The sequence below is a fragment of the Nonomuraea sp. NPDC005730 genome (genome assembly GCF_040630865.1).
In the GTDB taxonomy this organism is placed as follows: Bacteria; Actinomycetota; Actinomycetes; order Streptosporangiales; family Streptosporangiaceae; genus Nonomuraea.
The window spans coordinates 518821-541566 of record NZ_JBEXYK010000001.1; the positions used below are offsets into that span (position 1 = coordinate 518821).

The 22746-nt window shown below is 72.0% G+C and carries 24 protein-coding genes and 1 pseudogene; 9 read left to right on the forward strand and 16 right to left on the reverse strand.

What is annotated here, in order from left to right; all coding sequences use genetic code 11:
• A complete protein-coding gene (locus ABZ444_RS02410; protein ID WP_357971072.1) occupies window positions 1-705 on the forward strand; it encodes an alpha/beta hydrolase in 705 nt (234 codons plus the stop codon).
• On the opposite strand, the gene ABZ444_RS02415 is transcribed toward ABZ444_RS02410, so the two are convergent.
• Entirely contained in the window at window positions 668-1795 is a 1128-nt protein-coding gene (locus ABZ444_RS02415; protein WP_357991499.1) for an ATP-binding protein, read from the reverse strand. The genes ABZ444_RS02410 and ABZ444_RS02415 overlap by 38 nt on opposite strands.
• Window positions 1796-1851: 56 nt before the next feature.
• Window positions 1852-2502, reverse strand: a pseudogene (locus tag ABZ444_RS02420) (response regulator transcription factor); the annotation flags it as partial.
• Between the two features lie 112 nt (window positions 2503-2614).
• On the opposite strand from ABZ444_RS02420, the gene ABZ444_RS02425 reads away from it, so the two are divergent.
• Together ABZ444_RS02425 and ABZ444_RS02430 are read left to right on the forward strand one after the other, a co-directional pair.
• Entirely contained in the window at window positions 2615-2950 is a 336-nt protein-coding gene (locus tag ABZ444_RS02425) for a hypothetical protein (protein ID WP_357991502.1), read from the forward strand.
• Between the two features lie 75 nt (window positions 2951-3025).
• Entirely contained in the window at window positions 3026-3787 is a 762-nt protein-coding gene (locus tag ABZ444_RS02430; protein WP_357991505.1) for an SDR family NAD(P)-dependent oxidoreductase, read from the forward strand.
• A gap of 20 nt (window positions 3788-3807) precedes the next feature.
• On the opposite strand, the gene ABZ444_RS02435 is transcribed toward ABZ444_RS02430, so the two are convergent.
• Entirely contained in the window at window positions 3808-4251 is a 444-nt protein-coding gene (locus ABZ444_RS02435; RefSeq protein ID WP_357991508.1) for a CAP domain-containing protein, read from the reverse strand.
• A gap of 175 nt (window positions 4252-4426) precedes the next feature.
• Here ABZ444_RS02435 and ABZ444_RS02440 point away from each other — a divergent pair, with 175 nt between their 5' ends.
• A complete protein-coding gene (locus ABZ444_RS02440; protein WP_357991511.1) occupies window positions 4427-5179 on the forward strand; it encodes an alpha/beta fold hydrolase in 753 nt (250 codons plus the stop codon).
• On the opposite strand, the gene ABZ444_RS02445 is transcribed toward ABZ444_RS02440, so the two are convergent.
• From ABZ444_RS02445 to mce, 3 genes are all read right to left on the reverse strand, one after another.
• Window positions 5139-6260, reverse strand: coding sequence for an AI-2E family transporter (locus ABZ444_RS02445; protein ID WP_357991514.1), 1122 nt, complete (start codon window positions 6258-6260; stop codon window positions 5139-5141). The two genes, ABZ444_RS02440 and ABZ444_RS02445, sit on opposite strands and share 41 nt — an antisense overlap.
• Before the next feature lie 124 nt (window positions 6261-6384).
• A complete protein-coding gene (locus tag ABZ444_RS02450) occupies window positions 6385-7674 on the reverse strand; it encodes a DivIVA domain-containing protein (RefSeq protein ID WP_357991516.1) in 1290 nt (429 codons plus the stop codon).
• A 191-nt stretch (window positions 7675-7865) separates the two neighbouring features.
• Window positions 7866-8288 carry a methylmalonyl-CoA epimerase gene (mce, locus tag ABZ444_RS02455; protein ID WP_352350044.1) on the reverse strand — a complete coding sequence of 141 codons (423 nt, stop codon included), beginning with the start codon at window positions 8286-8288 and terminating at the stop codon, window positions 7866-7868.
• An 86-nt stretch (window positions 8289-8374) separates the two neighbouring features.
• Here mce and ABZ444_RS02460 point away from each other — a divergent pair, with 86 nt between their 5' ends.
• A complete protein-coding gene (locus ABZ444_RS02460; RefSeq protein WP_357991519.1) occupies window positions 8375-9556 on the forward strand; it encodes an acetyl-CoA C-acetyltransferase in 1182 nt (393 codons plus the stop codon).
• 104 nt (window positions 9557-9660) lie between these two features.
• Here ABZ444_RS02460 and ABZ444_RS02465 read toward each other — a convergent pair whose 3' ends face one another.
• From ABZ444_RS02465 to ABZ444_RS02490, 6 genes are all read right to left on the reverse strand, one after another.
• Complete coding sequence (locus tag ABZ444_RS02465) at window positions 9661-9945, reverse strand: hypothetical protein (protein WP_357991522.1); 285 nt, start codon at window positions 9943-9945, stop codon at window positions 9661-9663.
• A complete protein-coding gene (locus ABZ444_RS02470) occupies window positions 9938-10546 on the reverse strand; it encodes a sigma-70 family RNA polymerase sigma factor (protein ID WP_357991525.1) in 609 nt (202 codons plus the stop codon). Before ABZ444_RS02470 ends, ABZ444_RS02465 begins: the two co-directional genes overlap by 8 nt.
• Before the next feature lie 145 nt (window positions 10547-10691).
• The gene (locus ABZ444_RS02475) at window positions 10692-11150 is read right to left on the reverse strand and encodes a hypothetical protein (RefSeq protein ID WP_357991528.1); all 459 of its coding nucleotides are present in this window, start codon (window positions 11148-11150) and stop codon (window positions 10692-10694) included.
• Window positions 11151-11385: 235 nt separating this feature from the next.
• A complete protein-coding gene (locus ABZ444_RS02480; protein WP_189648914.1) occupies window positions 11386-11538 on the reverse strand; it encodes a hypothetical protein in 153 nt (50 codons plus the stop codon).
• A gap of 229 nt (window positions 11539-11767) precedes the next feature.
• Complete coding sequence (locus tag ABZ444_RS02485; RefSeq protein ID WP_357991531.1) at window positions 11768-12439, reverse strand: DUF4230 domain-containing protein; 672 nt, start codon at window positions 12437-12439, stop codon at window positions 11768-11770.
• A gap of 59 nt (window positions 12440-12498) precedes the next feature.
• Window positions 12499-13830, reverse strand: coding sequence for a hypothetical protein (locus ABZ444_RS02490; RefSeq protein ID WP_357991533.1), 1332 nt, complete (start codon window positions 13828-13830; stop codon window positions 12499-12501).
• Between the two features lie 229 nt (window positions 13831-14059).
• On the opposite strand from ABZ444_RS02490, the gene ABZ444_RS02495 reads away from it, so the two are divergent.
• Genes ABZ444_RS02495 through ABZ444_RS02510 form a run of 4 tightly spaced genes read left to right on the forward strand, consistent with a single transcriptional unit; the run spans window position 14060 to window position 17638 of the window.
• Window positions 14060-14611: a MarR family transcriptional regulator gene (locus tag ABZ444_RS02495; RefSeq protein WP_357991535.1), complete on the forward strand. Its 552-nt coding sequence runs from the start codon at window positions 14060-14062 to the stop codon at window positions 14609-14611.
• Window positions 14595-15533 (forward strand): tetratricopeptide repeat protein, encoded by a 939-nt coding sequence (locus tag ABZ444_RS02500; protein WP_357991538.1) that lies wholly within the window; start codon window positions 14595-14597, stop codon window positions 15531-15533. The genes ABZ444_RS02495 and ABZ444_RS02500 overlap by 17 nt, the downstream gene beginning before the upstream one ends.
• 9 nt (window positions 15534-15542) lie before the next feature.
• Window positions 15543-16172 (forward strand): cytidylate kinase-like family protein, encoded by a 630-nt coding sequence (locus ABZ444_RS02505; RefSeq protein ID WP_357991541.1) that lies wholly within the window; start codon window positions 15543-15545, stop codon window positions 16170-16172.
• Window positions 16173-16228: 56 nt separating this feature from the next.
• A complete protein-coding gene (locus ABZ444_RS02510) occupies window positions 16229-17638 on the forward strand; it encodes an NAD-dependent malic enzyme (protein ID WP_357971089.1) in 1410 nt (469 codons plus the stop codon).
• Window positions 17639-17855: 217 nt separating this feature from the next.
• Here the strand turns inward: ABZ444_RS02510 and ABZ444_RS02515 are convergent, their stop codons facing one another.
• From ABZ444_RS02515 to glpK, 4 genes are all read right to left on the reverse strand, one after another.
• Window positions 17856-18338, reverse strand: a complete 483-nt coding sequence (locus tag ABZ444_RS02515; protein ID WP_357991544.1) for a hypothetical protein — start codon at window positions 18336-18338, stop codon at window positions 17856-17858.
• A 71-nt stretch (window positions 18339-18409) separates the two neighbouring features.
• Entirely contained in the window at window positions 18410-19462 is a 1053-nt protein-coding gene (locus ABZ444_RS02520) for a glycosyltransferase family 4 protein (protein WP_357991547.1), read from the reverse strand.
• A gap of 192 nt (window positions 19463-19654) precedes the next feature.
• On the reverse strand, window positions 19655-21217 hold the full coding sequence (locus tag ABZ444_RS02525; protein ID WP_357991550.1) for a glycerol-3-phosphate dehydrogenase/oxidase: 1563 nt from the start codon (window positions 21215-21217) through the stop codon (window positions 19655-19657).
• Between the two features lie 14 nt (window positions 21218-21231).
• Complete coding sequence (gene glpK, locus ABZ444_RS02530; RefSeq protein WP_357991553.1) at window positions 21232-22722, reverse strand: glycerol kinase GlpK; 1491 nt, start codon at window positions 22720-22722, stop codon at window positions 21232-21234.
• Window positions 22723-22746: the final 24 nt, after the last annotated feature.

A 22746-nucleotide genomic window follows, 5' to 3' on the forward strand; every position in this document is an offset into this window, starting at 1 on the left:
GTGGAGATTCGCGCGGCCACCGTGCTGCCCGCCAGGCGTGAACCGATCGAGCTGCAGACGGGCGACGGCCTGACCCTGGTCGGCGAGCTGGCCCGGCCCCTCGACCGGCCGCCCGTGGCGACCCTGGTGACCCTGCACCCGCTGCCCACCCACGGCGGGTTCATGGACAGCCACGTCTACAAGAAGGCCGCCAACCGGCTGCCCGCGCTCGCCGACCTCGCCGTGCTGCGCTTCAACACGCGCGGCACCAGCTCCGAACGCGGCACCTCCGGGGGCGCGTTCGACGGCGGCGAGGGCGAGCGGTTCGACGTGGCGGCGGCGCTGGAGTACGCCGAGTTCAACGACCTGCCGCGGGTGTGGGTGGTGGGCTGGTCCTTCGGCACCGAGCTGACCCTGAAGTGGGCCCACGACCCCCTGGTCGAGGGGGCGATCCTGCTCTCGCCGCCGCTTCACAGGGCCACCGACGACGACCTCGACGCGTGGGGCCGGTTCGGCCGGCCGCTGGTGGCGCTGGTGCCCGAGTTCGACGACTACCTGCGTCCAGAGGAGGCCCGGCGGCGCTTCGCCAGGGTGCCGCAGGCCGAGGTCATCGGGGTCGACGGCGCCAAGCACCTGTGGGTGGGCGAGCCCTACGTCCGGATCGTGCTGAACGAGATCGTCCGGCGGGTCAACCCGGAGGCGTACCCGCTGCCGACGGACATCTGACGGTCACTTCCAGCCCGCCCTGCGGCCGCGCGACCACCTCCAGCGTGCCGTGATGGGCCTGGACGACGGCGGCGACGATCGACAGGCCGAGCCCCAGCCCGTCGCCGACCGCCCGGCGGCCGCCCGCCAGCCGCTGGAACGGCTGGAGCAGCGTCGCGACCCGGTCGGGCGGGATCACCGGGCCGCTGTTGGCGACGCTGAGCGTGGCCAGGCCCGCCCGCACGTCCGTGGCCACCGAGATCCAGCCGTCCGGCACGTTGTGCCGCGCCGCGTTGTCCAGCAGGTTCGCGACCAGGCGTTCGAGCAGGGCGCGGTCGCCGGAGGCGGGCGCCGGCCGCAGCGCCGCCTCGACGCGCAGCGGTGAGTCCGGCCGCCGGTCGAGCGCCTGACCGGCGACGGCGGCCAGGTCCAGCGGCTCCCGGTGGTCCAGCCCCTGCTGGCTCCTGGCCAGGACGAGCAGCGCCTCGATGAGCCGTTCCTGGTGCCGGCCGGCCGCCAGCAGGCGGTCGAGGACGTGGCGCAGCTCGGCGGCGCCGGCGCCGGGGTCGGCCAGCGCGACCTCGGCCATGGCGCGTTGCAGGGTCAGCGGGGTGCGCAGCTCGTGGGAGGCGTTGGCCACGAACCGCCGTTGCGCGGTGAAGGCGGCCTCCAGCCGGTCGAGGAGGTCGTCGAAGGTGTCGGCCAGCTCCTTCAGCTCGTCGTCCGGGCCGGAGGCGGCCAGCCGCCGGTCGAGCCGGTCGGCCGTGATGCGCCGGACGGTCGCCGTCATGTCCCGCAACGGACGCAGCACCCGCCCGGCCGTCAACCGGCCCAGCAACACCGACGCGAACGCCATGACCACGAGGGCGATCACCGAGTTGACCAGCAGCCTGCGCAGTCCGGCCGCCTGCTGCTCGGCCAGGTACGCCACGTCCACCCGCGGCTCGGGCAGGACCTGGCCGGGCCCCCCGGGCAGCACGGGCGCGGCCGGCGCGGCCGGGACCGGCGAGTGCGCGACCAGCAGGTAGATCAGGGCGACCAGCAGCAGGCCGGCGGCCAGGAACAGGCCGCTGTAGAGCAGCGTCAGCCGCAGCCGTACGGTCCGCCGCACGCCGGGACACCCCCGTCCGGGTCCGGTGCCCGGCCCGCGGGACGGGCGGGATCGGCCATCCGGTACCCGGCCTGCGGAACGGTCTCGATCAGCGGCGGATCGCCGAGCTTGCGGCGCAACCGGCTGACCGTGACCTTCACGGTCTGGGTGAACGGGTCGGCGAACTCGTCCCATCCGCGTTCGAGCAGCTGCTCGGCCGAGACCACCGCGCCGCCCGCCGACAGCAGCAACTCCAGCACCGCGAACTCCTTCGGGCTGAGCGCCAGCCGGCGCCCGTCGCGGGTGGCCACCCGCGTGGCTGGGTCGAGCCGCAGCCCGCCGTGGACCAGCACCGCGGGCAGCGCCGGACGCGCCCGCCTGGCCAGCGCCCGGATCCTCGCCACCAGCTCGGCGAACGCGAACGGCTTGGGCAGGTAGTCGTCGGCCCCGATGCCCAGCCCGCTCACCCGGTCGTCGATGGTCCCGGCGGCGGTGAGCATCAGCACACGCGCCGGATGGCCGCCGGCGGCCAGGCTCCGGCACACGTCGTCGCCGTGCAGGCCGGGCAGGTCGCGGTCGAGCACGACCACGTCGTAGTCGTTGACGGACGCGCGGTCCAGCCCGGCGTGCCCGTCCAGCGCCACGTCGACGGCCATGCCCTCGCGGCGCAGGCCGGCGGCCACGGTGTGGGCGAGCTCCTCGTGGTCTTCGACGATCAGCACCCTCATGGTCCGCCCAGCATGCCCAGAGCGGGGTTACAGCGGGGTAACCGCCGTCGTTCCCGGGCGGTAACCGGGGGCGGGGTTCGCTGTGAGTGTCGGACGAAACGGAGGAGTCATCATGAAGGGTTCGACCATCAGGCGGGTGGTCCTGGCCGCCCTGGTCTTCGCCGCCGTGGCGGGCGGGGCGGGGGCGTCGTACGGGGAGACCGGGCCGGGCGACGGCGGGAAGGCGTTCATCGCCTGCGTGCGCGCGCACGGGCTGCCGGACTTTCCCGGGGTCACCGTCTCCGAGGACGGGCTGATCAACCTCAGCATCGACGGCGAGCGGGTGGACGCGCTGTCGGAGAGGTACGGGGCGGCGGTCAGGGCGTGCGAGTCGCTGCTGCCGCGCGGGGCGCGGCTGCCGGTCGCACCGCAGGCCCCGGCCGCGCCCGCGGCGCCCGTCCTGTCGTGATTTGGGGCGGTACGGGCATGGCGCGGGCCGGGCAAGGTTTGTAGAATCTTGTTCGGTTCCGAGCGAGGAGGCACTGTGGGCGCGTTCGACCTGTCCGGCAGGACGGCTCTGGTCACCGGGGCGTCGAAGGGCATCGGGCGGGCCATCGCGCTCGCCTACGCCGCGGCGGGCGCCGACGTCGCCCTGGTCAGCAGGTCGGCCGAGACCCTCGCCGAGGTCGCCAAGGAGGTCCAGGCGCTCGGCAGGCGGGTCGTCGTGATCCCGGCCGACCTCACCGACCGCGCGGCCGCCGCCGCGGCCGTCGCCGCCTCGATCGACGGGCTCGGGCACCTCGACGTCGTCGTCAACAACGCCGGCGGCTCCAACTTCCTGGTCGAGTTCAAGGACCTGCGCCTGTCCGGCTGGGACAAGCTGATGCGGCTCAACCTCGACTCCGCCATGGCCGTCTGCCACGCCGTCGCGCCCCACCTGCTGGGCCGCGGCTCCGGCTCGGTGATCAACGTGGCCTCGGTGGCGGCGCGCGGCGCTCCGCTGCTCGCCCCGTACGCCGCCGCCAAGGCCGGGCTGGTGGCCCTGACCAAGACGCTGGCGGCCGAGTGGGCGCCCGCGGGCGTCCGGGTGAACGCCCTGTGCCCCGGCTGGACGGCCACCGACCTCAACCGCAACCTGTGGGAGGACGAGGCCGCCGCCGCGGCCACGGTCGCGGGCGTGCCCATGCGGCGGTGGGGCACGCCGGAGGAGATGGCCCAGCCGGCCGTGTTCCTGGCGGGGGAGGCGTCGGCGTACATGACCGGGCAGGTGCTGTTCGTCGACGGCGGGGCCACCGCGATCGGCTGAGCCCTCGTGTGCCGGCGGCCTCAGGCGGTCCCGGGCTCGCCCGGCGGCTCGAACACGAGGACGACGTACGTCTCGAAGGACCGGCTGCCGTTGCCCGCCACGCGGCCGGCGCCCATCCTGGTGGTGCCCGCCCGGACGAGCCGGCCGAAGTCGCCGGTGACCTCCGGCCGGCCGTGGCCGCCCGCCCGGTCGTGCCAGGCGGCGACGGCGTCCCCGGCGGTGGCGTCCCCGGCGTGCCAGAAGAGGCTCTCGCCGGTGCCCGCGCGCAGGCCGTCGTGCCCGGCGCTCAGGCCCTCGTGCTCGGAGCGCGAGGCGGCCCTGGACCTGGCGTACTCGACCAGCAGCGGGTCCATCGTGAGCGGGGGCGCGTGGTGCTTGGCCCGGTGGGCGTTGACCTCGTTCAACGCCTCCTGCAGGAAGGCGTTGTTGGTGGCGTCGGGGAGGGCGGGACGGGTTCCGGCCATCGCTATCACCTCGCCAGGATTGTGCGTGCTGGAACCACCGCAGGGCAATGTCCGGAAGCGGCCGGGCTTATCGCGGTATACCGGCATAGGTCAATAAGTGAATGTCTACGTGAACCGGGCTACCGTGTGGTCCGTGCAGCTCTACACGAGATCGGCCGGGAGCGGACTCCCGGTTGTGCTGCTTCACGCGTTCCCGCTGTCGTCGGCGATGTGGCTGGCCCAGCGCGAAGGGCTGTCGACGGTCTGCCGGGTCATCACCCCCGACCTGCGCGGGTTCGGCGGCTCCCGGCTGGGCGACGACGAGCCCTCCCTCGATCTGATGGCCGACGACGTCGCCAGGCTGCTCGACGACGAGGGCATCGACCGGGCGGTGGTCGGCGGGTTGTCGATGGGCGGCTACGTGACCATGGCGTTCTGCCGCCGGCATCCCGACCGGGTGCTGGGCGTGGTCCTGGCCGACACCAAGGCCGCCCCCGACCAGCCCGCCGCCAGGGACAACAGGGAACGCATCGCGCGCGCCGTGCTGGAGGAGGGGAGCGAGGTGCTGGTCAGCGAGGTGCTGCCGGCGCTCATCGGGCCCACGACCAAGGAACGCAGGGCCATGGTCTTCGGCCGGGTCAAGGGCCTGGTGCAGTCGGCCCCGCCGGGGGCCGTGGCCTGGGCGCAACGGGCCATGGCCGCGCGTCCCGACTCCTTCGGCACGCTGGGCGAGCTCAAGGTGCCCCTGCTGATCGTCGTGGGGGAGGAGGACGAGCTGTCACCGCCCGCCGACGCCGAGGCCATGGCGCGGGCCGCGCCCGAGGGCAGGCTGGAGGTCATCCCGAAGGCCGGTCACCTGAGCGCGGTCGAGCAGCCGGAGGCGTTCAACGCGACGGTGACCGAGTTCCTCAGGACCGAGCTTGGCGGGGCAGCACGATCTCCCGGATGATCAGCGCGATGGCGGCGGCCACCGGGATCGCCAGCAACGCTCCGACGATGCCGAGCAGGGCGCCGCCGAACAGCGCGGCGATCACCGTCACGGCGGGCGTCACGTCCACCGAGCGCTTCATCACCCTGGGGTAGATGAAGTAGTTCTCGACCTGCTGGTAGACCACGAAGAAGATGGCGCAGGCGATGCCGGCCGGCAGCGACTGCAGCAGCGCGACCCCGGTGACGAGCACCGCCCCGATCGTGGCGCCCACCAGTGGGATCAGGTCGGTCAGGGCCACGACGAGGGCGAGCGCGAGCGCGTACTGCACCCCGGCGATCGACAGGAAGATCCAGGTCAGCACGCCCGCGATGACCGAGATGAGCACGTTGCCCGCGACGTAGCCGCCGATGCCGGTGAGGATCTGCTCGGTGATGGCCGACGTACGCGGCCGGCGCGAGGCCGGGACGAGCTTGAGCAGGTACTCCTTGATCGTGTGCAGCGAGCCGAGGAAGTACAGCATGAGCACCAGCAGCGTCACCGTGGTGAACACGCCGTTGAGCACCACCAGCCCCGCGCCCATGATGCCGCTGGCCAGCGCGGGCCCGAGCGTGCTGGTCACGAACTGGCGCACCTGCGCCAGCACGTGGTACTCGGCCTCGATCTGGCGGACCGTCGGATGGTTGCTCAGGTCGGTGATGTAGCCGGGCACGGCCGCGATGAACTCCGACAACTGCTGGCTGACCGGCGGCACCACGGCCAGGCCGAACAGCGCGAACGCCACGACCACCCCGGTGAACACGATCGAGATCGCCGGCCGCCTGCCCAGGCCGCGCCGCTGCAACGCCTCGACCGCCGGGTTGAGGCCCACGGCCAGGAACATCGCCACGACGATGAGGATGATCGTGCTGAGCGACTTCTCGATCATCTGGGCGAGCGCGATGGCGGTCAGCACGCCCAGCCCGCCCACCAGCCCGAACAGGAACGGCCCGCGGGCGAACGGCTTGCCCGGCAGCCCGTACGGCGCCGCCTCCTCGGTGGCCCCGGACTCCTGCGGCGCCTCGGCCTCCTCGGCGGTCCTGGGCTCGGTTTCTGCGGACACGGCGGGCTCCTAGGGGGGACGGGAGGTGTCGGTGAAACAGAAAGAGAGCCTAGCGACCCAAGGTCACCAGGCTCTCTTCCAACCGTTCGCTGCCCCCGTGTGCGGTCTCCCGTCTAGCCCGCCGTCACTCCTGCCACCATTCCGCGTCGTCCTCGCTCTTGGCCTCGACCTTGGGAGCGGGCGTCGTGGGCGGCGCGACCGGCTCGGCGGCCGGCGCGGCGATGGCCGGCTTGGCCGGGGCCGCGGCGACCGCGGGCTCCGGCTCCAGGCCCGGCAGGGCGGCGCCGCCGAGCAGCTGGCGCAGCTGGGCCAGGTGGCTGGTGATGCTGTCGCGCTGCCTGGTCAGCTCGTCGACCTGGCGCTGCATCGTGGTGCGGGTGCGCTCGGCGTCGTTCTTCGCCTCGGTGACGATCGTCTCGGCGCTGGACTTGGCCTCCGCCATTACCGTCTCGGAGCTCTTGCGGGCGTTCGCGACCAGCTGCTTGGCGTGCAGGTCGGCCTCGCGGCGGGTCTGCTCGGCCTGCTGGGTGGCCTTCGTGGCGCGCGACTCGGCCGTGGCGGCCCGCTGCTCGGCCTCGGCGACCATCTTCTGGGTGTTGGCCTGGGCGGTGGCGTGGCGCTCGGCCTCCTGGCGCTCGGCCTCCTCCCGGCGGGAGGCGAGCTGGATCTCGAACTCCGCCTCGTCCTGGGCCCGCTTGGCCTCCGACTCCTCCAGCACCCGCTGAGCCTGCGCGCGCATCTCGTCGGCCTGCCGCTTGGCGGTGGTCAGCACCTCGTCGCGCTCGCGCTTGGTCGAGGCGCGCAGCTGCGCCACCTCGCGCTCGGTGGTGGTGCGGAGCTTGGCGATCTCGCGCTCGGCGTCGGCCCGCTTCTCGGCCACCTCGTGGTCGGCGGTGGCCCGCAGCTTGGCGGCCTCGCGCTCGGTGGTGTTGGTCAGCTCGTCGGCCTCGCGGCGGGCGGTGGAGCGGATCTCCTCGGCGTCCCGCTCGGCGGTGGAGCGCATGTCGTCGCTCTCCCGCGTGGCCTGGGCCCGCTTCTCGGCGGCCTCGGCCTCGGCGGCGGCCCGCAGGTCGGCGGCCTCGACCTTGGCGGCGGCCTTGATCTCGTTGGCCTCGGTCCGGGCGGCCTGCACGAGCTCGGTGGCCTGCTCCTCGGCCAGGCGCAGCAACTGCTCGATGCGGGCGCCGAGACCGGAGTACGTCGGACGCTCCTGCTCCTGCAGCTGGCGCTGGGAGTCGGACAGATCGCGCTGCAGGTTGGTGACCTGCTCCCTGGACTGGCGTAGCTCCAGGTCGAGCTGCTTGAGGTGGTCGTGTACCTGGTGCCGGTCGTAGCCCCTGAGCACGACGTCGAACTCGCGTGCCGGGGCGTCCTCGAAGAAGTTGTTGAGCTGGGCGTCGATGTCGGACTGCATGGAGGCTCGATCCTGGGTTGTCGAGACGGCTACACGGGCCGGACGGGGGGTTCGGGGCAGCCGAGCCAGGAGCCTGTGCCTCGCGGCAGGCTCCCTGTCCGGTGGGAAGCCAGCGTACTCCGCTGGTGCCACCTTCGGGCCCCGTCCAGCTTTCTGCGTGACTAGTTACTTATGAACGATATTTCCGTTTGTTAGCGCGAGGCCGCTTGGACCAACTCGGTGAGCATTCCTCCCACATCTTTGGGGTGCAGGAACGCGATCTGCGACCCCATCGAACCGTGACGCGGACGTTCGTCCAGCACCCTCACGCCCTTCTCGTTGATCTTAGTCATGGCCTCGGCGACGTCGGAAACCCCAAATGCCACATGGTGGACACCTTCGCCCCGTTTGGCGAGGAATTTTCCTACGGGCGAGTCGTCGGAGAGCGGTTCCAGCAGCTGGATGTAGGAGCCCCCGCCTTCGCCGTCGGCGATGTGCAGCATCGCCTCCTTGACGCCCTGCGCCTCGTTGACCTCGCGGGCCACGACGGTCAGCTCGAAAGTCTCCGAGAAGAAGGCGATCTTCTCCTCCAGGTCGTGGCAGGCGATCCCGATGTGGTCGATGCGCATGAACATTGTGTGGCCTACCTCCATAGCGGGCGAGCTCCTACTCGTGGGTATGGTGTCAAAGAACCCCTCGTGAGCACAGGAGGCCGCCGCCAATGTCCAGTTCCGTCATCGTCGCCGGAGCTCGTACCCCCATCGGCAAGTTGCTCGGCGCCCTGTCCGGGCTGTCCGGCGTAGAGCTGGGCGGTATCGCCATCAAGGCCGCCCTGGAACGTGCCGGAGTGGCCCCCGAGGCCGTCGAGTACGTGATCATGGGCCAGGTGCTCCAGGCGGGCGCGGGCCAGATCCCCTCCCGCCAGGCCGCGGTCAAGGCCGGCATCCCGATGACCGTGCCCTCGCTGACCGTCAACAAGGTCTGCCTGTCGGGCCTCGACGCCATCGCCCTGGCCGACCAGCTCATCCGCGCCGGCGAGTTCGACATCGTGGTCGCGGGCGGCATGGAGTCCATGACCAACGCCCCCCACCTGCTGCCGGGCCTGCGCAAGGGCGTCAAGTACGGCGGCTCCGACGTCGTCGACTCCATGGCCCACGACGGCCTGTTCTGCGCCTTCGACCAGTGCGCGATGGGCGAGTCGACCGAGCGGCACAACGCCCGGCTCGGCATCGCCCGCGACGAGCAGGACGCCCTGTCGGCCCGCTCCCACCAGCTCGCCGCCGCCGCCACCAAGAACGGCGTCTTCGAGGAGGAGATCGTCCCGGTCGAGATCCCGCAGCGCCGCGGCGAGCCGGTGGTCGTCCGGGAGGACGAGGGCATCCGCGGTGACACCACCGCGCAGACGTTGGCCAAGCTGCGCCCGGCCTTCGCCGCCGACGGCACCATCACCGCCGGGTCGGCCTCGCAGATCTCCGACGGCGCGTGCGCCGTGGTGGTCATGTCGAAGGCCAAGGCGGAGGAGCTCGGGCTGCCGTGGCTGGCGGAGATCGGCCGGCACGGCAACGTGGCCGGGCCCGACGCGTCCCTGCAGTCGCAGCCGGCCAACGCCATCAAGCACGCGCTGTCCAAGCAGGGGCTGACCACGGACGATCTCGACCTGATCGAGATCAACGAGGCCTTCGCGAGCGTGGTCCTGCAGTCGGCCAAGGAACTCGGCGTGCCGCTGGACAAGGTGAACGTCAACGGCGGCGGCATCGCGCTGGGGCACCCGATCGGGGCATCGGGGGCGCGGATCGTGCTGACGCTGGCGTACGAGCTGAAGCGGCGGGGCGGCGGCCTGGGGGCGGCCGGGCTGTGCGGCGGGGGCGGGCAGGGCGACGCGCTCGTCATCCGCGTGCCCTGACCCGTCCTGGCCCACCCGTTCGTCCTGATCGGGTGGGCCTACGGCGTTTACCGCGCCGGCCGGGCCACCGCCACCCCTGTGCACGGTCGCCGGTCAGGGCGCGGTCAATGAGCCGCGCCCTTGCCCGTGTGCCGCCCGCCCGCCGGGACCAGCTCGCACACGCCGTCGGTGCAGGTGCGCTGCATGCGTCCCATCGAGACGAGCTGCACCAGCGCCATCACCCAGCACGCCGGGCACCCGCGCAGGGCGATCGCGCCGACGACGGCGAGCACCAGGCTGACCGGCCCGGTCCACGGGATCAGCGCGACCGAGGCGATCAGCGCGCCGAAGCCCAGCGCGCCGCGGGCCAGGTGACGGGGCAGTGACGTCCCCGCGGTGGGCTCAGTCATGGAGGGCTCCTTGGGACAGCAGGCCGTGCACGGTTGCACGGGCGCGGTGCAGGCGGGACTTCATCGCGGGCACGCTCAGCCCGAGGGCGTCGGCGACCATGCGGCCGCTGAGCCCCTGGACGTCCCGCATGATGAGCACCCGCCGCTGGTCGGCGGGGAGTGCCGCGATGGCCTCGGCCACCCGCGCGGCCTCCAGCCGTTCGAACATCTCCTCCTCGGCCGACTGCGCGGCGGCCGAGGAGGGCGCGGGCGGCCCGGGGCGCAGCATCAGGCGGGCCCGCCTGATGCATTCGTTGCGGATGATCCGGAACATCCACGAGGCCAGCGCTCCGGACGCGCGCAGGGTGCCGATCTTGCGGTACAGGACGATCAGCGCCTCCTGGGCGGCGTCCTCGGCGTCCTCCGGCGTGGCGCACAGCGTGTGGGCGAAGCGCCGCACGTGCGGGTGGGCGCCCGACACCAGCGCGGCGATCGAGTCGGCGTCGCCGGCCCGGGCCGCGTTGATCAGCTGCTCGTCCGACCACGCGCGCCCGCCGCCGGGCGGCTCCGGGGCCACCTGGCCGGGCCCGGCGGGCCCGGCCAGGCGCTGCGGGTCAGCCACGTTCCTTGCTCCTTCGCCGCAGTACGACCACGCACGTGCAGATCAGTACGGCCGCAGCCCCGGCCGCGATGGCAATCACCATGATGGTCTCCCATTGTCTCGTTCCGTTGTACGGACATGAGAGGCACCGACCCCCGAAAAGGATTCAGGGGACGCGGGTGAAGTCGGCCGTCCAGTTCGTCTCCCAGGTCGTCCCCCCGTCGGGGGAGAACCGCTGCTCCCAGCGGCACGACTCGCCGGTGATGTCCGACCAGACGTAGGCCACCTGGATCGGCCTGCCGTCGTACACGTCGTCGCAGGTGAACAGGCCGACACCGGTGTCGTCGAAGCGGCCCACGACGGGCGGCAGGGACATGCCGGTGGTGCTGCCGGCCCAGTAGAGCGCCCACGTGTCGGCCGCCTTGTCGTACAGGCGTAAGGTCACCCCGGCGGAGCCCTCGCCGGGGAAGGTGACCTCGTCGATGTTGCCCGCGCCGTCCAGGACGCTCCAGCACCTGGTGTGGCCGGTGAACTCGTACCATTCGTCGCTGCCGGCGAGCGCCTTGCGCAGCCGCCGCTGCCGTGAGGTCCAGGTGCCGACGAAGAAGTCGAAGCTGTTGTCCATGCCCGGACGGTATGGGCCGATCCCTGACATCTTCCGTCAGTGTCCTCCGGGCGCCGTACGAGCCCCCGCGACGTACGGCGTAAACGCGCGACACCCCGGTCCCACCAGGAACGGGACCGGGGTGTCGCTGACGCTGCGCTCGGGCCGGCCAGGAATCCGGCGCCGGACGCGCCCCCCTAAGGGGGCATCTCAGCCCGGCCGCGAGGGAGGTTGCGGCCGGGCTGCTTGTGGGCGGTCATGAAGCCAGGAACTTGGCGAAGACCGAGCGGTGGCGACGCTCGGAACGCTGTCCCTTCAGCGCTTCCCGTACGCGCCGCTGCTCGGCGGCGGCCTGACGGAGTTCGGCGGCGTGGTGCTGCATGACGGAGTACTCGAGTTCGGCGTTCATCCGATGCTCCTGCTGGTCGTGTTCCTTGTTCCCTGCACTCTTGAGACTCCTCCTAAGGCCCCTCCCGCCACATCGGGCGGATGTCCTATCTGCCGGGGTCGGGGCAGGTAGGGAGGTACTTAGGCAGACGCGCCCATGGACTAAGGACGCCTCGGCATACCTAGGCGGGAACGCGGACGGACTGCGTCACCCGAGGTGGAGCGGTCCGTGGGCAGGGTAAGGAAGCCCGTCAGGGCTCGTCGGTGAACTTCACGGTCACCTTGGCGAACCCGAGCGACTTGAGCATGCCGGTGAGCATCGACTTGGTGTTGGCGTCGGCCCGCGCCCGCAGGTCGCTGGCCACGGCCGCCTCGGTGATCTTCTTCTCCGCCAGCAGGTAGAGCTCGCGCTGGTCGCCCGGGGAGCCCGACAGGAAGTCCTGGACGCGGTCGAGCAGGCCGCGCTGCTGGGCGAACACGTACGAGCGGCTGTTGTCCAGGTTGGGCTTCTCCAGTTGGGCGCGCGGGAGCCGGACGGTGGCCTCGGTGCGCTCCTTGTTCACGGTCACCGCGCCCGCCCCCATGGCCGAGAAGTCGACGTAGGCGTCGACGCCGCCCGCGCCCACGAACAGCGTGCGGGTGCCCTTGACCGCGTCGGGCAGGAAGTTGGCGTCCTTCTCCAGGTCGACGACGACCTGGAAGGTGCCCGTGGCCGCCTCGAACCGGCTGAGGTCCTTGATGGACTGCAGCAGCACCGGCTGGCTGCGGTCGACGGTCTGCTCTCCGAACGGGTTGAGCCAGGTCCAGGCCAGCCGGCCGCCCACCACGAGCAGGACCGCCAGGACGAGGAGCCCCGCCGCATATCGCCACCTGCGCCGCCGCCGGGGAGCCAGCTCCGGCGGCGTCGTCTGGGAAGTCGTCATGGGGCATGACTACCCGCTCGGCGATCATCAGTGCCACCCGTAGGGTGACATCTTCGTCCTCAGCGGGAGGTGCTCGGGGTGCCGGGGTCGGGATAGACCGGGTAGACGTGGCTGCTCTCGGGCGTGGCGCCGGTGGGGGGCGTGATGACGGCGGTGGGGGCCGGACCGCCGCCGAAGTGCGTGCTGGACAGCCGGCACGCCTGGAAGTCGCTGTAGAACATGCGCAGCCACTCCCTGCGCTGGTGCTCGTCGAGGCCGGAGAACCAGGACGCGGCGTACTGGTGCTCGGGCAGCGGCCCGCCGGGCAGCGGCTCGCCGCGCAGCCAGGCCATCACGATCTCCCGGTAGCCGTCGGCCGGCGTGCCGGGGCAGCGGGCGGCCAGCGCGTCGATGTACTCGTAGGCCGCCTCCTCGGCGAACCCCGCCGACAGGTCGGGCACGTGGATCGGCGCCAGGCCGTTGGAGGGCTTCAGCGGCTCGTCCAGCGGCCGCTGCTCCACCCGCGTGAACGCGGCCGGCGTGCCGGCCAGGCGCGAGGCGATCTGCGTGAACACCGCGCCCAGCTCGGTCTGCCCGGCCCGCATCCCGGGGTGCAGGCAGACCGTGATCGGCCACTCCTGGCAGGCGTAGGCGATGTCCTCGGCCGCGGCCGGCTTGGGGTGGGCCAGCATCCGCGACACGCCCATGCCCGCCGCCAGCACGGCCAGCAGCGCGCACGCCAGCACCAGGGCCTGCCTGGTCACCAGCGCCGCCCAGCCGAGCAGCAGCGCGCAGGTGATGCCGAGCAGCCAGATCGTCTGGTCGAAGAACGGCGCCCCGCCCAGCCCCTGGAACAGGTCGTACGGCTCGCCCGTGCCCGGCACCAGCCGGTCGGCCAGCCCCCGGTCGTCGGCCAGCCAGGAGAAGGCGACGTAGCAGGCCAGCCCCGCGATCGGCGGCGTGAGCGCCTTGGGCACGACCCAGCCGGCCACCCACCCGATCACCGCGTAGAGCGCCAGGCCCGCCATGCCCATGCCCAGGCCGGACAGGCTGAGCCGCCCCGCCTGGTCGGTGAGCACGGTCTTGACCGCCAGCACCAGCACCGTCGCGCCGAACGAGCCCAGCACCACCACCACGATCGCCAGCGGCGCCTTGAGCGCCCGCCACGTCGTGAGCGACCGCCCGCGCAGGGCGCGCCGCTTGCGCAACGCCACCCAGGCGGCGAACGCGGCCGCCACCGGCCCGGTCATCCGCAACGAGCCGATGACCGCGGCCAGGATGTTCTCCCACGCGTCGACGCCGGGTATCAGGACGTTCCACGCCGCGACCAGGCCGAGAGCGAGCAGCACCGCCACTGTCACGGCCGCGCTGTGCTTCAGCTCCTCGCGTGTAACGCCCGAGTGCTCACGCACCCTGTATCCCGTTGATGTTCACCAAGCACCCCCCGTGCCCTCGGCAAAGCGGAAGAATGCCAGCCCAGACCCGTCCCCACGGCAGATGGACTTGGCTTCCGCGTCACCTTACGTGAGAGAACCATAACGGAGCGTGATGATTGACGGTCGGATTCTTGGTCAAGCGGTGAAGCCTGTCGCTCCAGGTAGCCCGACGAAACCGGGACGAGAGGCACGCTACCGTAGCGCTGTGTCCCAGCCGAAGCCGCTCAATCTGCCGTTCGATCCCATCGACCGCGCCGCGGAGAGCTGGCGTGCCCGCTTCGGGCCTTCCTCCGCGATGGCCGCGGTCACCTCGATCATGAGAGCACAGCAGATCCTGCTATCGCAGCTCGACTCCCTGCTGAAACCCCACGACCTCACCTTCGCCCGCTACGAGGCCCTGGTCCTGCTGACCTTCAGCCACACCGGCTCGCTGCCGCTGTGGAAGATCGGCGAACGGCTCATGGTCCACCCCACCAGCGTCACGAACACGGTGGACAGGCTGGAGAAGTCCGGGTTCGTCCGCCGCCTGCCCAACCCCCGCGACGGCCGCGGCGTGCTCGCCGAGATCACCGGCAAGGGCAGGGAGGTCGTGCGCCGGGCCACCGACGACCTGATGGCCGCCGAGTTCGGCCTCACGATGTACGCCGAGGACGAACTCCGCCAGATCTTCGACCAGCTCCGCACGCTGAGGGTGGCGGCTGGTGACTTCGCGGGCCCGTCCATGCGGCAAGATGAGGAGCATGGCGGACTTCTCTAGGCCCGGGTCGCTCTACGGAGCTGTGGACCTGGGCGCGCGCAAACAGGCACTGGAGGCCCAGGTCCGGCGGGAGGCCGCCGGTCCCCAGGGGGCCACCTCGGCCTCGGTCGTCGACGTGACCGAGGAGACGTTCACGACGGACGTCATCGACCGGTCGATGACCGTGCCGGTGGTGCTCGACCTGTGGTCGCCGCGGGCGCCCGGCAGCGCCCAGCTCAGCCCCGTGCTGGAGAAGGTGATCGGTGACCTGGGCGGCCGGGCCGTGCTGGCCAAGGTCAACGTCGACGCCAGCCCCCAGATCGCGCAGGCGCTGCGGGTGCAGGCCGTGCCGACCGTGCTGGCCATCTTCCAGGGGCAGGCGGTCACCGGCTTCCAGCAGGTGCTGCCCGAGCAGGAGGTGCGCCGCTGGCTCGACGAGCTGATGGGCGCGGTCGAGCAGTTCTACCAGGCCAACCCCGACGCCCGGCCGCCGGCGGCCGAGGAGGGGCCGGAGGCGCCCGCCGGGCCGCCCGCCGACCCCGACCTGGTGGCGGCCGAGCAGGCCATCGACGCCGGCGACCTCGACGCGGCCGAGGCGGCCTACCAGCGCCTGCTGGCCCGCGTCCCCGGCGACGAGGACGCCAAGATGGGCCTGGCGGGCGTCGGCCTGATCAAGCGCACCTCCGCGGCCGACCCGGCCGACGTGCAGCGGCGCCTCCAGGACCCGTCCGACGTCGACGCGCAGCTCCTGGCCGCCGACCTGGAGATGCTCTCCGGCGCGGTCGACGAGGCGTTCGAGCGCGTCGTGGCCGTGGTCAAGCGCACGTCGGGCGACGACCGCGACCGGGCCAGAAAGCACTTGCTCGGACTTTTCGACGCGTTGCCGTCAGACGACCCATCTTTGGCAAAAGCGCGTAGAGCATTGGCGAGTGCCCTGTTCTAACCTGGAGGTATGCGGGTCGTCACGATCTCCGCGGCCTACGGCACGGCCGGCAGCCACATCGGCCCGGCCGTCGCCGAACGGCTCGGCGTGCCCTTCGTCGACCGTGCCATCCCCAGCGCCGTGGCCAAGGAACTCGGCTGCACGCTGGAGGAGGCGCTGGCCCATGACGACCGCGCCGAGCACGGGCTCGGCAGGCTGCTGTCGGGCGCCATCCGGCTGCCCACGGTCACCTTCGGCGGCGTGGACATGTACGTCCCCGGTGCGATGCCGCTGCCGCCCGAGGAGTTCGTCCGGCGCACCGAGCGCATGATGAAGGAGATGGCCCTGGCCCAGGGAGGCGTCTTCCTGGGCCGCGCCGGCGCCCTGGTGCTGGCCGACCTTCCCGGCGCTCTGCACGTCAGGCTCGACGCGCCGCTCAAACGCCGGGTCCGCCAGACGGCCACGCTGAGCGGCACGAGCGAGCGCGAGGCGCGGGCCGTCATCGAGGACAACGACCGGGCCAGGACGGCCTACGTCCGCCACTTCTACCGGGCGGATCCGGGCGATCCGTGCCACTATCACCTTGTGCTCGACAGCACGACGATTCCCGTTCCCGCGTGTGTCGATCTCATCGTCACCGCAGCGACGGCACTGGGTTGACCTGATGCCCCCTATCCTTGGATGACTTCTTGGTCAGTCCCGAAGGAGCGATTGACGTGGCGACCGTCCCGAGTGTGTCGTACTCCATAACCGTGCGTCTCGAGGTGCCCGCAGGCGGCAAGGCCGTGAGCCAGCTCACCCACGCCGTTGAGTCGGCCGGAGGCGTGGTGACCGCCCTCGACGTCACCAACGCGGGCCACGAGAAGCTGCGCATCGACGTCACCTGTGCCGCCCGCGACACCGACCACGCGCAGGCCATCGTCGACCAGCTGGAGGCGGTCGAGGGCGTCGTCATCCACAAGGTCTCCGACCGCACCTTCCTCATGCACCTCGGCGGCAAGATCGAGATGAAGTCGAAGGTGCCGCTGCGCAACCGCGACGAGCTGTCCATGGCCTACACCCCGGGCGTGGCGCGCGTGTCGATGGCCATCGCCAGGAACAAGGAGGACGCGCGGCGCCTGACGATCAAGCGCAACTCGGTGGCCGTGGTCACCGACGGGTCGGCGGTGCTGGGGCTGGGCAACATCGGGCCGGAGGCCGCGCTGCCGGTCATGGAGGGCAAGGCGGCCCTGTTCAAGCGGTTCGCCGGCATCGACGCCTGGCCGATCTGCCTCGACACCCAGGACGTCGACGAGATCGTCCGCACGGTGCAGCTCATCGCGCCCGGGTTCGGCGGCATCAACCTGGAGGACATCGGCGCGCCGCGCTGCTTCGAGGTCGAGCGCCGGCTGCGCGAGCTGCTGGACATCCCCGTCTTCCACGACGACCAGCACGGCACGGCGATCTGCGTGCTGGCGGCGCTGACCAACGCGCTGCGCGTGGTGAACAAGTCCATCGAGAACGTCAAGATCACGATGGCCGGCGCCGGCGCGGCCGGGAACGCGGTGCTGCGGCTGCTGCTGGCGGCGGGTGCCCGCAACGTGGTCGTCTGCGACTACCTGGGCGCCGTGCACAAGGGCCGCGACGACCTCGACGACTCCCTGCGCTGGATCGCCGAGCACACCAACGCCGACGGCTACGCGGGCGACCTGCGCGGCGCGGTCAAGGACGCCGACGTGTTCGTGGGCGTGTCCGCGCCCGGCATCCTGACCGGCGACGACATCGCGACGATGGCCAAGGACTCCGTGGTGTTCGCGCTGGCCAACCCCGAGCCCGAGGTCTCGCCCGACGACGCGCGCGAGCACGCCGCCGTGGTGGCGACCGGCCGCTCCGACTACCCCAACCAGATCAACAACGTGCTGGCCTTCCCGGGGGTGTTCCGCGGGCTGCTCGACGCGCAGGCCGGCGGGGTGACCCAGGAGATGCTGCTGGCCGCGGCGGGCGCGCTGGCGGCCGTGGTGACACCGGAGGAGCTGGGCCCCAACTACATCGTGCCGAGCGTCTTCCACCCCGACGTGGCGACGGCGGTGGCCGCCGCGGTCCGCGAAAGCGCCGGCGGCCGAGCCCGAGGCTTCACCGAGGCGTGATCCAGCGGGGCCGATCCAAGGCAGGGTCGGCCCCCGCACCCAGACGGCCCACAGAGCGCACCGTCACGGCGGCGCGCCGGTGAAGGGTCAGAGGGCGTGACATGGAGGGCCATCAGCCGAAGTACGGCGGGTGGCTCGACCACGCGAAGCCGTAAAAGACGAAAAGCGCGAACGGGCCGTGCGGACAGAAGGCTCGAAGCCGTGAGAACGAAGATGCCTACCGGGTGACGGCGGGGATCAGGCGGTAGCTTTCCTGGAAGACCAGGTTGTGGGCGTCGGCGGCGGCGATGGCGCGCAGGGTGGTCAGCTGGCCCGCCGCGTCGGAGTGGTCGAAGACGTTCAGCGGCCAGTCGCCGACCGTGTTGCCGCGCAGGTGCGGGTGGTGGAAGTCGGCGCCGTAGTGGGCCACGATCGCGATCGGCAGGATGTCCTTGTCGCGCTGCTCCGGCCACGTGAGCGACCACATGGCGTTGAGGCCGCCCTCCTGAGACCTGGTGAGCCCGCTGGCCACCACCTGCCCCGTGCCGAGGAGCAGGTCGGCGTTGTACTCGTCCAGCGTCGCCCGCGCCACGGGGTCGAGCAGCTCGACCGCCGTGGCGAACAGGCGTTCCTTGTCCTCCCGCGCGGTGACGCCGCCGTGGACGCCGTCGCGCAGGTCGGTGAAATGCCTGATCAGAGCCTCGTTCATGGCAGTGCGCATGCCTACCCCCTTCCCCCGGGACGGGGGCGACACCCCGTGCGGCGGCGATCCGCCGCACGGGAACGCGCGGGTCAGGCGGCGAACGGCGCCGGACGCCGGTCGCGGATGCTCAGTTCGTAGATCTTCTCGTAGCCCATGGCCATGCCGAGCGCGTCGAAGTTGCGCTTGACGTGCATGCGGCAGTCGGCCGGGTGCAGGCCGCCCGCGGCCGCGACGGCCTCGGCCAGGTCGGCGGGGTCGTCGCAGACGTAGCCGGTGATGCCGTCGACGAGGACCTCGCCCACGGCGCCGCCGCGCAGCGCGACCACTGGGGTGCCGCTCGCCATGGCCTCGATCATGACCATGCCGAACGCCTCCTCCCGGCGGCTGGGGAAGAGCAGGCAGTGGGCGTCGGCCAGCAGCTCGCGCTTGCGCGGGCCGTCGGCCTCGCCGACATAGACGGCGTCGTCGCCGAGCCGGGGACGGATGTGGCTGTCGAAGTACTCGAGCTCGGACGGCTCGTTCAGCCGGCCGGCGAGCAGGATGCGCCGGCCGGCCTGCCGCGCGGCGTCGATGGCCAGGTGGGCGCCCTTACCGGGGCTGAACCGGCCGAGGAAGAGCGCGTAGTCCTCCTTGTGCTCGCGGAAGGGGAAGCTCTTCAGGTCCACGCCGTTGTGCACGGTGCCCAGCCAGTTGAGGTCGGGAGCCTGCATACGCTGGAACGTCGAGGTGGACACCAGGCCGACGGAGTCGCCGAGCCGGCGGTAGCGCTCGGCCTGCTCGCCCGAGGCCGGGCCGTGCACGGTCGTCACCGTCGGGATCCGGGGGTTCAGGGCGGTCACCGAGCCCGCCGGGGAGTGGTCGTGGACGACGTCCACGTCCAGGTCCGCCGGCCGGACGTCGGGGACCGCCGTCCCAGGGACGGGTTCGTCCAGCGGGTGGGAAGGCGGCTGGGTGTAGGCGGCCAGGACGTGCGGTGAAGTGCCCGACCGGCCGGCGCCGATCAGGGTGACCTGGTGGCCCAGTCTGAGCAGGGACCGCGTGAGGTCGTCCATCATGACCTTGACGCCGCCGTACGAGCGGGGCGGGTTCTCGAACCTCGGGGGAGCCACCATCGCGATGTGCAGCCGGGACTTGGCGGACATGACGTCACCTCCATAGGGGCGGCAGAAGAGGGTGTTCAGCCGGTAGGCGCTCCGACGCCTCGATGCGGCCGGGGGGCCTCGGCGACGGATGCGACTTCTCGGATTCCCCGTACCGGCCGCTTCGAACCTGTGATCTGCGGTGACGTTCGTCGCAGCCGCGGCGGCGGGGCGCCGCCGCGGCCCGGGTGGCGGTCAGGCGAGGAGCTGCTCGATGCGGGTGCGGACGTCGGGCGTGTCGAGGCCGCGCACGGTGAGCGTGGTGCGGCGGCGCACGACGTCGTCGACGGTGGCCGCCCATTCGTGGTCGCGGGCGTAGACGGCCTGGGCCCAGATGTCGGGCCCGTCGGGGTGGATGCGCTCGCCGAGCGACGGGTCGTCGCGGATGAGCCGGGCCACGTCGAAGGCGATCGTGCCGTAGTGGGTGGCCAGGTTGCGGGCGACCAGCGGGTCCATGCGGGCGCCCGGCTCGCGTTCGGTCCACAGGCGCATGGCGACGGCGTCCGGGCTGGCCAGGCCCGGCAGGGGCACGGCGGGCAGGATGTCGGCCAGGTCGTCGCCGAGCGGCCGGCCCGGCAGGCGGGAGAGGGTCTCCAGGACGTGCCTGCCGATGTGCCGGTAGGTGGTCCACTTGCCGCCCGCGACCGACAACATGCCGCCCGCGCCCCTGGTCACCACGGTCTCCCGCTTGGCGGCCGACACCTGCCCGGGGCCGCCGGGCAGCACGCGCAGCCCGGCGAAGGCGTAGGTGATGTCCTCGCGGCGGAGCTGGCAGTCGCGTACGGCGTGACCGGCCTCGTCGAGGATCTGGGCGATGTCGGCGTCGGTGGCGCGCACGTCGGCCGGGTCGCCCTCGTACGCCTCGTCGGTGGTGCCGAGCAGCAGGTGGTCCTCCCACGGGATGGCGAAGGAGACCCGGTACTTGTCGATCGGCGTGGTCAGCGCGGCCTTCCACGGGTCGTGGCGGCGCATGACGAGGTGGGCGCCCTTGGAGAGCCGGATGCTCGGCGCGGCGTGCGGGTCCTCCATCCGGCGCAGGTGGTCCACCCACGGGCCGGTGGCGTTGAGGACGAGCCGGGCGTCCACCCCGAACTCGGTGCCGTCGAGGCGGTCGCGCAGCTCGGCCCCCGTCACGTTGCCGGTTACGTTGCCGCCCGACTTGCGCAGCCCGACGACCTCGGCGTGGTTGAGCACGACCGCGCCCGCGTCGACGGCCGCGCGCACGGTCATGACGGCGACGCGGCTGTCGTTCATCTGGTGGTCGCCGTAGACGGCGGCGGCGCGCAGCCCCTCGCTGCGCAGCGCGGGGACGCGGGTCATGGCCTGGTGCGGCGTGATGACCTTGCCCATGCCGTCGCCGAACACCGACAGCGCGGAGTACAGGAAGACGCCGGCGCCGAGCTTGGCCGCGCCGTGCGGGCCGCCCTTGTAGATCGGCACCAGGAAGCTGAGCGGTTTGACCAGGTGGGGCGCGATGTCGGCGGCCAGGGCGCGGCGTTCGCGGTGGTTCTCGGCGACCAGCTTGACGTTGCCGGTCTGCAGGTAGCGCAGGCCGCCGTGGACCAGCTTGGACGACGCGCTGGAGGTGGCCCCGGCGAAGTCGCCCGCCTCGACCATCGCCACCCGCAGCCCGGCCTGCGCGGCCATCCAGGTGACGGAGGTGCCGAGGATGCCGCCGCCGATCACCAGCAGGTCGTACGTGGCGCGGGAGAGCTCGTGCCGGATCTCGGCCCGGTCGGCGCCGATGGCGATGTTCATGACGTGCTCCAGTCCTACTGTTCGACCCAGTCGAGGGTGCGGGCCACGGCCTTCTTCCAATTGCGGTACTCCCGCGCGCGGACCTGTTCGTCGATCTCCGGCCGCCACTCCGACGCCTTGTGCCAGTTGGCGCGCAGGCTGTCGAGGTCGGGCCAGTAACCGGTGGCCAGGCCGGCGGCGTACGCGGCGCCGAGCGCGGTGGTCTCGGCGACCATCGGCCTGATCACGGGGACGGCCAGCACGTCGGCCAGCGTCTGCATGAGCAGGTTGTCGGCCGTCATGCCGCCGTCGGCGCGCAGCGTGGTCAGGTCGAGTCCGGAGTCGGCGTTCATCGCGTCGACGACCTCGCGGGTCTGCCAGGCGGTGGCCTCCAGGACGGCCCGCGCGATGTGGCCCTTGGTGACGAACCCGGTCAGCCCGGCGATCACACCGCGGGCGTCGGAGCGCCAGTGGGGCGCGAACAGCCCCGAGAAGGCCGGGACGAAGTAGCAGCCGCCGTTGTCGTCGACGGTCTTGGCCAGCGTCTCGATCTCGGCGGCGCTGGAGATCAGGCCCAGGTTGTCGCGCAGCCACTGCACCAGCGAGCCGGTGACGGCGATCGCGCCCTCCAGCGCGTACGTGGCCGGGCCGTCGCCGATCTGGTAGCCGACGGTGGTCAGCAGGCCGTGCCGGGAGACGACGGGCTCCTGGCCGGTGTTCATCAGCAGGAAGCTGCCCGAGCCGTAGGTGCTCTTGGTCTCGCCGGGCTCGAAGCAGGTCTGGCCGAACAGCGCGGCCTGCTGGTCGCCGAGCGCGGAGGCCACCGGCACGCCGGCCGCGGTGTGGCCGTAGACCTCGGCGGACGGGCGGATCTCCGGCAGCATCGCGCGCGGCACGCCGAGGGCGGCGAGCAGGTCGTCGTCCCAGCTCAGCGTGTGGATGTTCATCAGCATCGTGCGGCTGGCGTTGGTCACGTCGGTCAGGTGGCGGCCGGTCAGGTTCCACAGCAGCCAGCTGTCCATCGTGCCGAACAGCACCTCGCCGCGCTCGGCCCGCTCGCGCAGGTCGTACGCGTCGAGCAGCCAGCGGATCTTCGGCCCGGAGAAGTAGGTGGTCAGCGGCAGGCCGGCCTTCTCCTTGAACAGCCCCTCGTGCTCGGCGAGCGTGCGGGTGAGCGCGTCGGTCCTGGTGTCCTGCCACACGATCGCGGGGCATACGGGACGCCCGGTCTCCCGGTCCCACAGGACGGTGGTCTCGCGCTGGTTGGTGATGCCCAGCGCGGCGATGTCGAGCCCCTCGGTGGCCTCGGCCATGACGGTCTGGACCGACTGCCAGATCTCCTCGGCGTCGTGCTCGACCCAGCCCGGCTTGGGGAAGATCTGGCGGTGCTCGCGCTGGGCGACGGTGACGATGTTGCCGGCCTGGTCGAAGACGATGCACCGGCTGGACGTGGTGCCCTGGTCGATGGCTGCGATGTAGTGCGGTCGAGGCACGAGGTTCCTCGCTTGGGGGTCGGGGTTCGACATTGTCGAACGATGTGAGCGATGTTA

Bases quoted from the DNA above. Each gene is read 5' to 3' on its own strand.
- ABZ444_RS02525 (WP_357991550.1), bottom strand. From the start codon at position 21,217: ATGAACATCGCCATCGGCGCCGACCGGGCCGAGATCCGGCACGAGCTC.
- ABZ444_RS02425 (WP_357991502.1), top strand. From the start codon at position 2,615: ATGAAGGGTTCGACCATCAGGCGGGTGGTCCTGGCCGCCCTGGTCTTC.
- ABZ444_RS02475 (WP_357991528.1), bottom strand. From the start codon at position 11,150: ATGGACAACAGCTTCGACTTCTTCGTCGGCACCTGGACCTCACGGCAG.
- glpK (WP_357991553.1), bottom strand. From the start codon at position 22,722: ATGTCGAACCCCGACCCCCAAGCGAGGAACCTCGTGCCTCGACCGCAC.
- ABZ444_RS02500 (WP_357991538.1), top strand. From the start codon at position 14,595: ATGGCGGACTTCTCTAGGCCCGGGTCGCTCTACGGAGCTGTGGACCTG.
- ABZ444_RS02480 (WP_189648914.1), bottom strand. From the start codon at position 11,538: ATGAACGCCGAACTCGAGTACTCCGTCATGCAGCACCACGCCGCCGAA.
- ABZ444_RS02460 (WP_357991519.1), top strand. From the start codon at position 8,375: ATGTCCAGTTCCGTCATCGTCGCCGGAGCTCGTACCCCCATCGGCAAG.
- ABZ444_RS02520 (WP_357991547.1), bottom strand. From the start codon at position 19,462: ATGTCCGCCAAGTCCCGGCTGCACATCGCGATGGTGGCTCCCCCGAGG.
- mce (WP_352350044.1), bottom strand. From the start codon at position 8,288: ATGTTCATGCGCATCGACCACATCGGGATCGCCTGCCACGACCTGGAG.
- ABZ444_RS02515 (WP_357991544.1), bottom strand. From the start codon at position 18,338: ATGCGCACTGCCATGAACGAGGCTCTGATCAGGCATTTCACCGACCTG.
- ABZ444_RS02485 (WP_357991531.1), bottom strand. From the start codon at position 12,439: ATGACGACTTCCCAGACGACGCCGCCGGAGCTGGCTCCCCGGCGGCGG.
- ABZ444_RS02465 (WP_357991522.1), bottom strand. From the start codon at position 9,945: ATGACTGAGCCCACCGCGGGGACGTCACTGCCCCGTCACCTGGCCCGC.
- ABZ444_RS02450 (WP_357991516.1), bottom strand. From the start codon at position 7,674: ATGCAGTCCGACATCGACGCCCAGCTCAACAACTTCTTCGAGGACGCC.
- ABZ444_RS02505 (WP_357991541.1), top strand. From the start codon at position 15,543: ATGCGGGTCGTCACGATCTCCGCGGCCTACGGCACGGCCGGCAGCCAC.
- ABZ444_RS02435 (WP_357991508.1), bottom strand. From the start codon at position 4,251: ATGGCCGGAACCCGTCCCGCCCTCCCCGACGCCACCAACAACGCCTTC.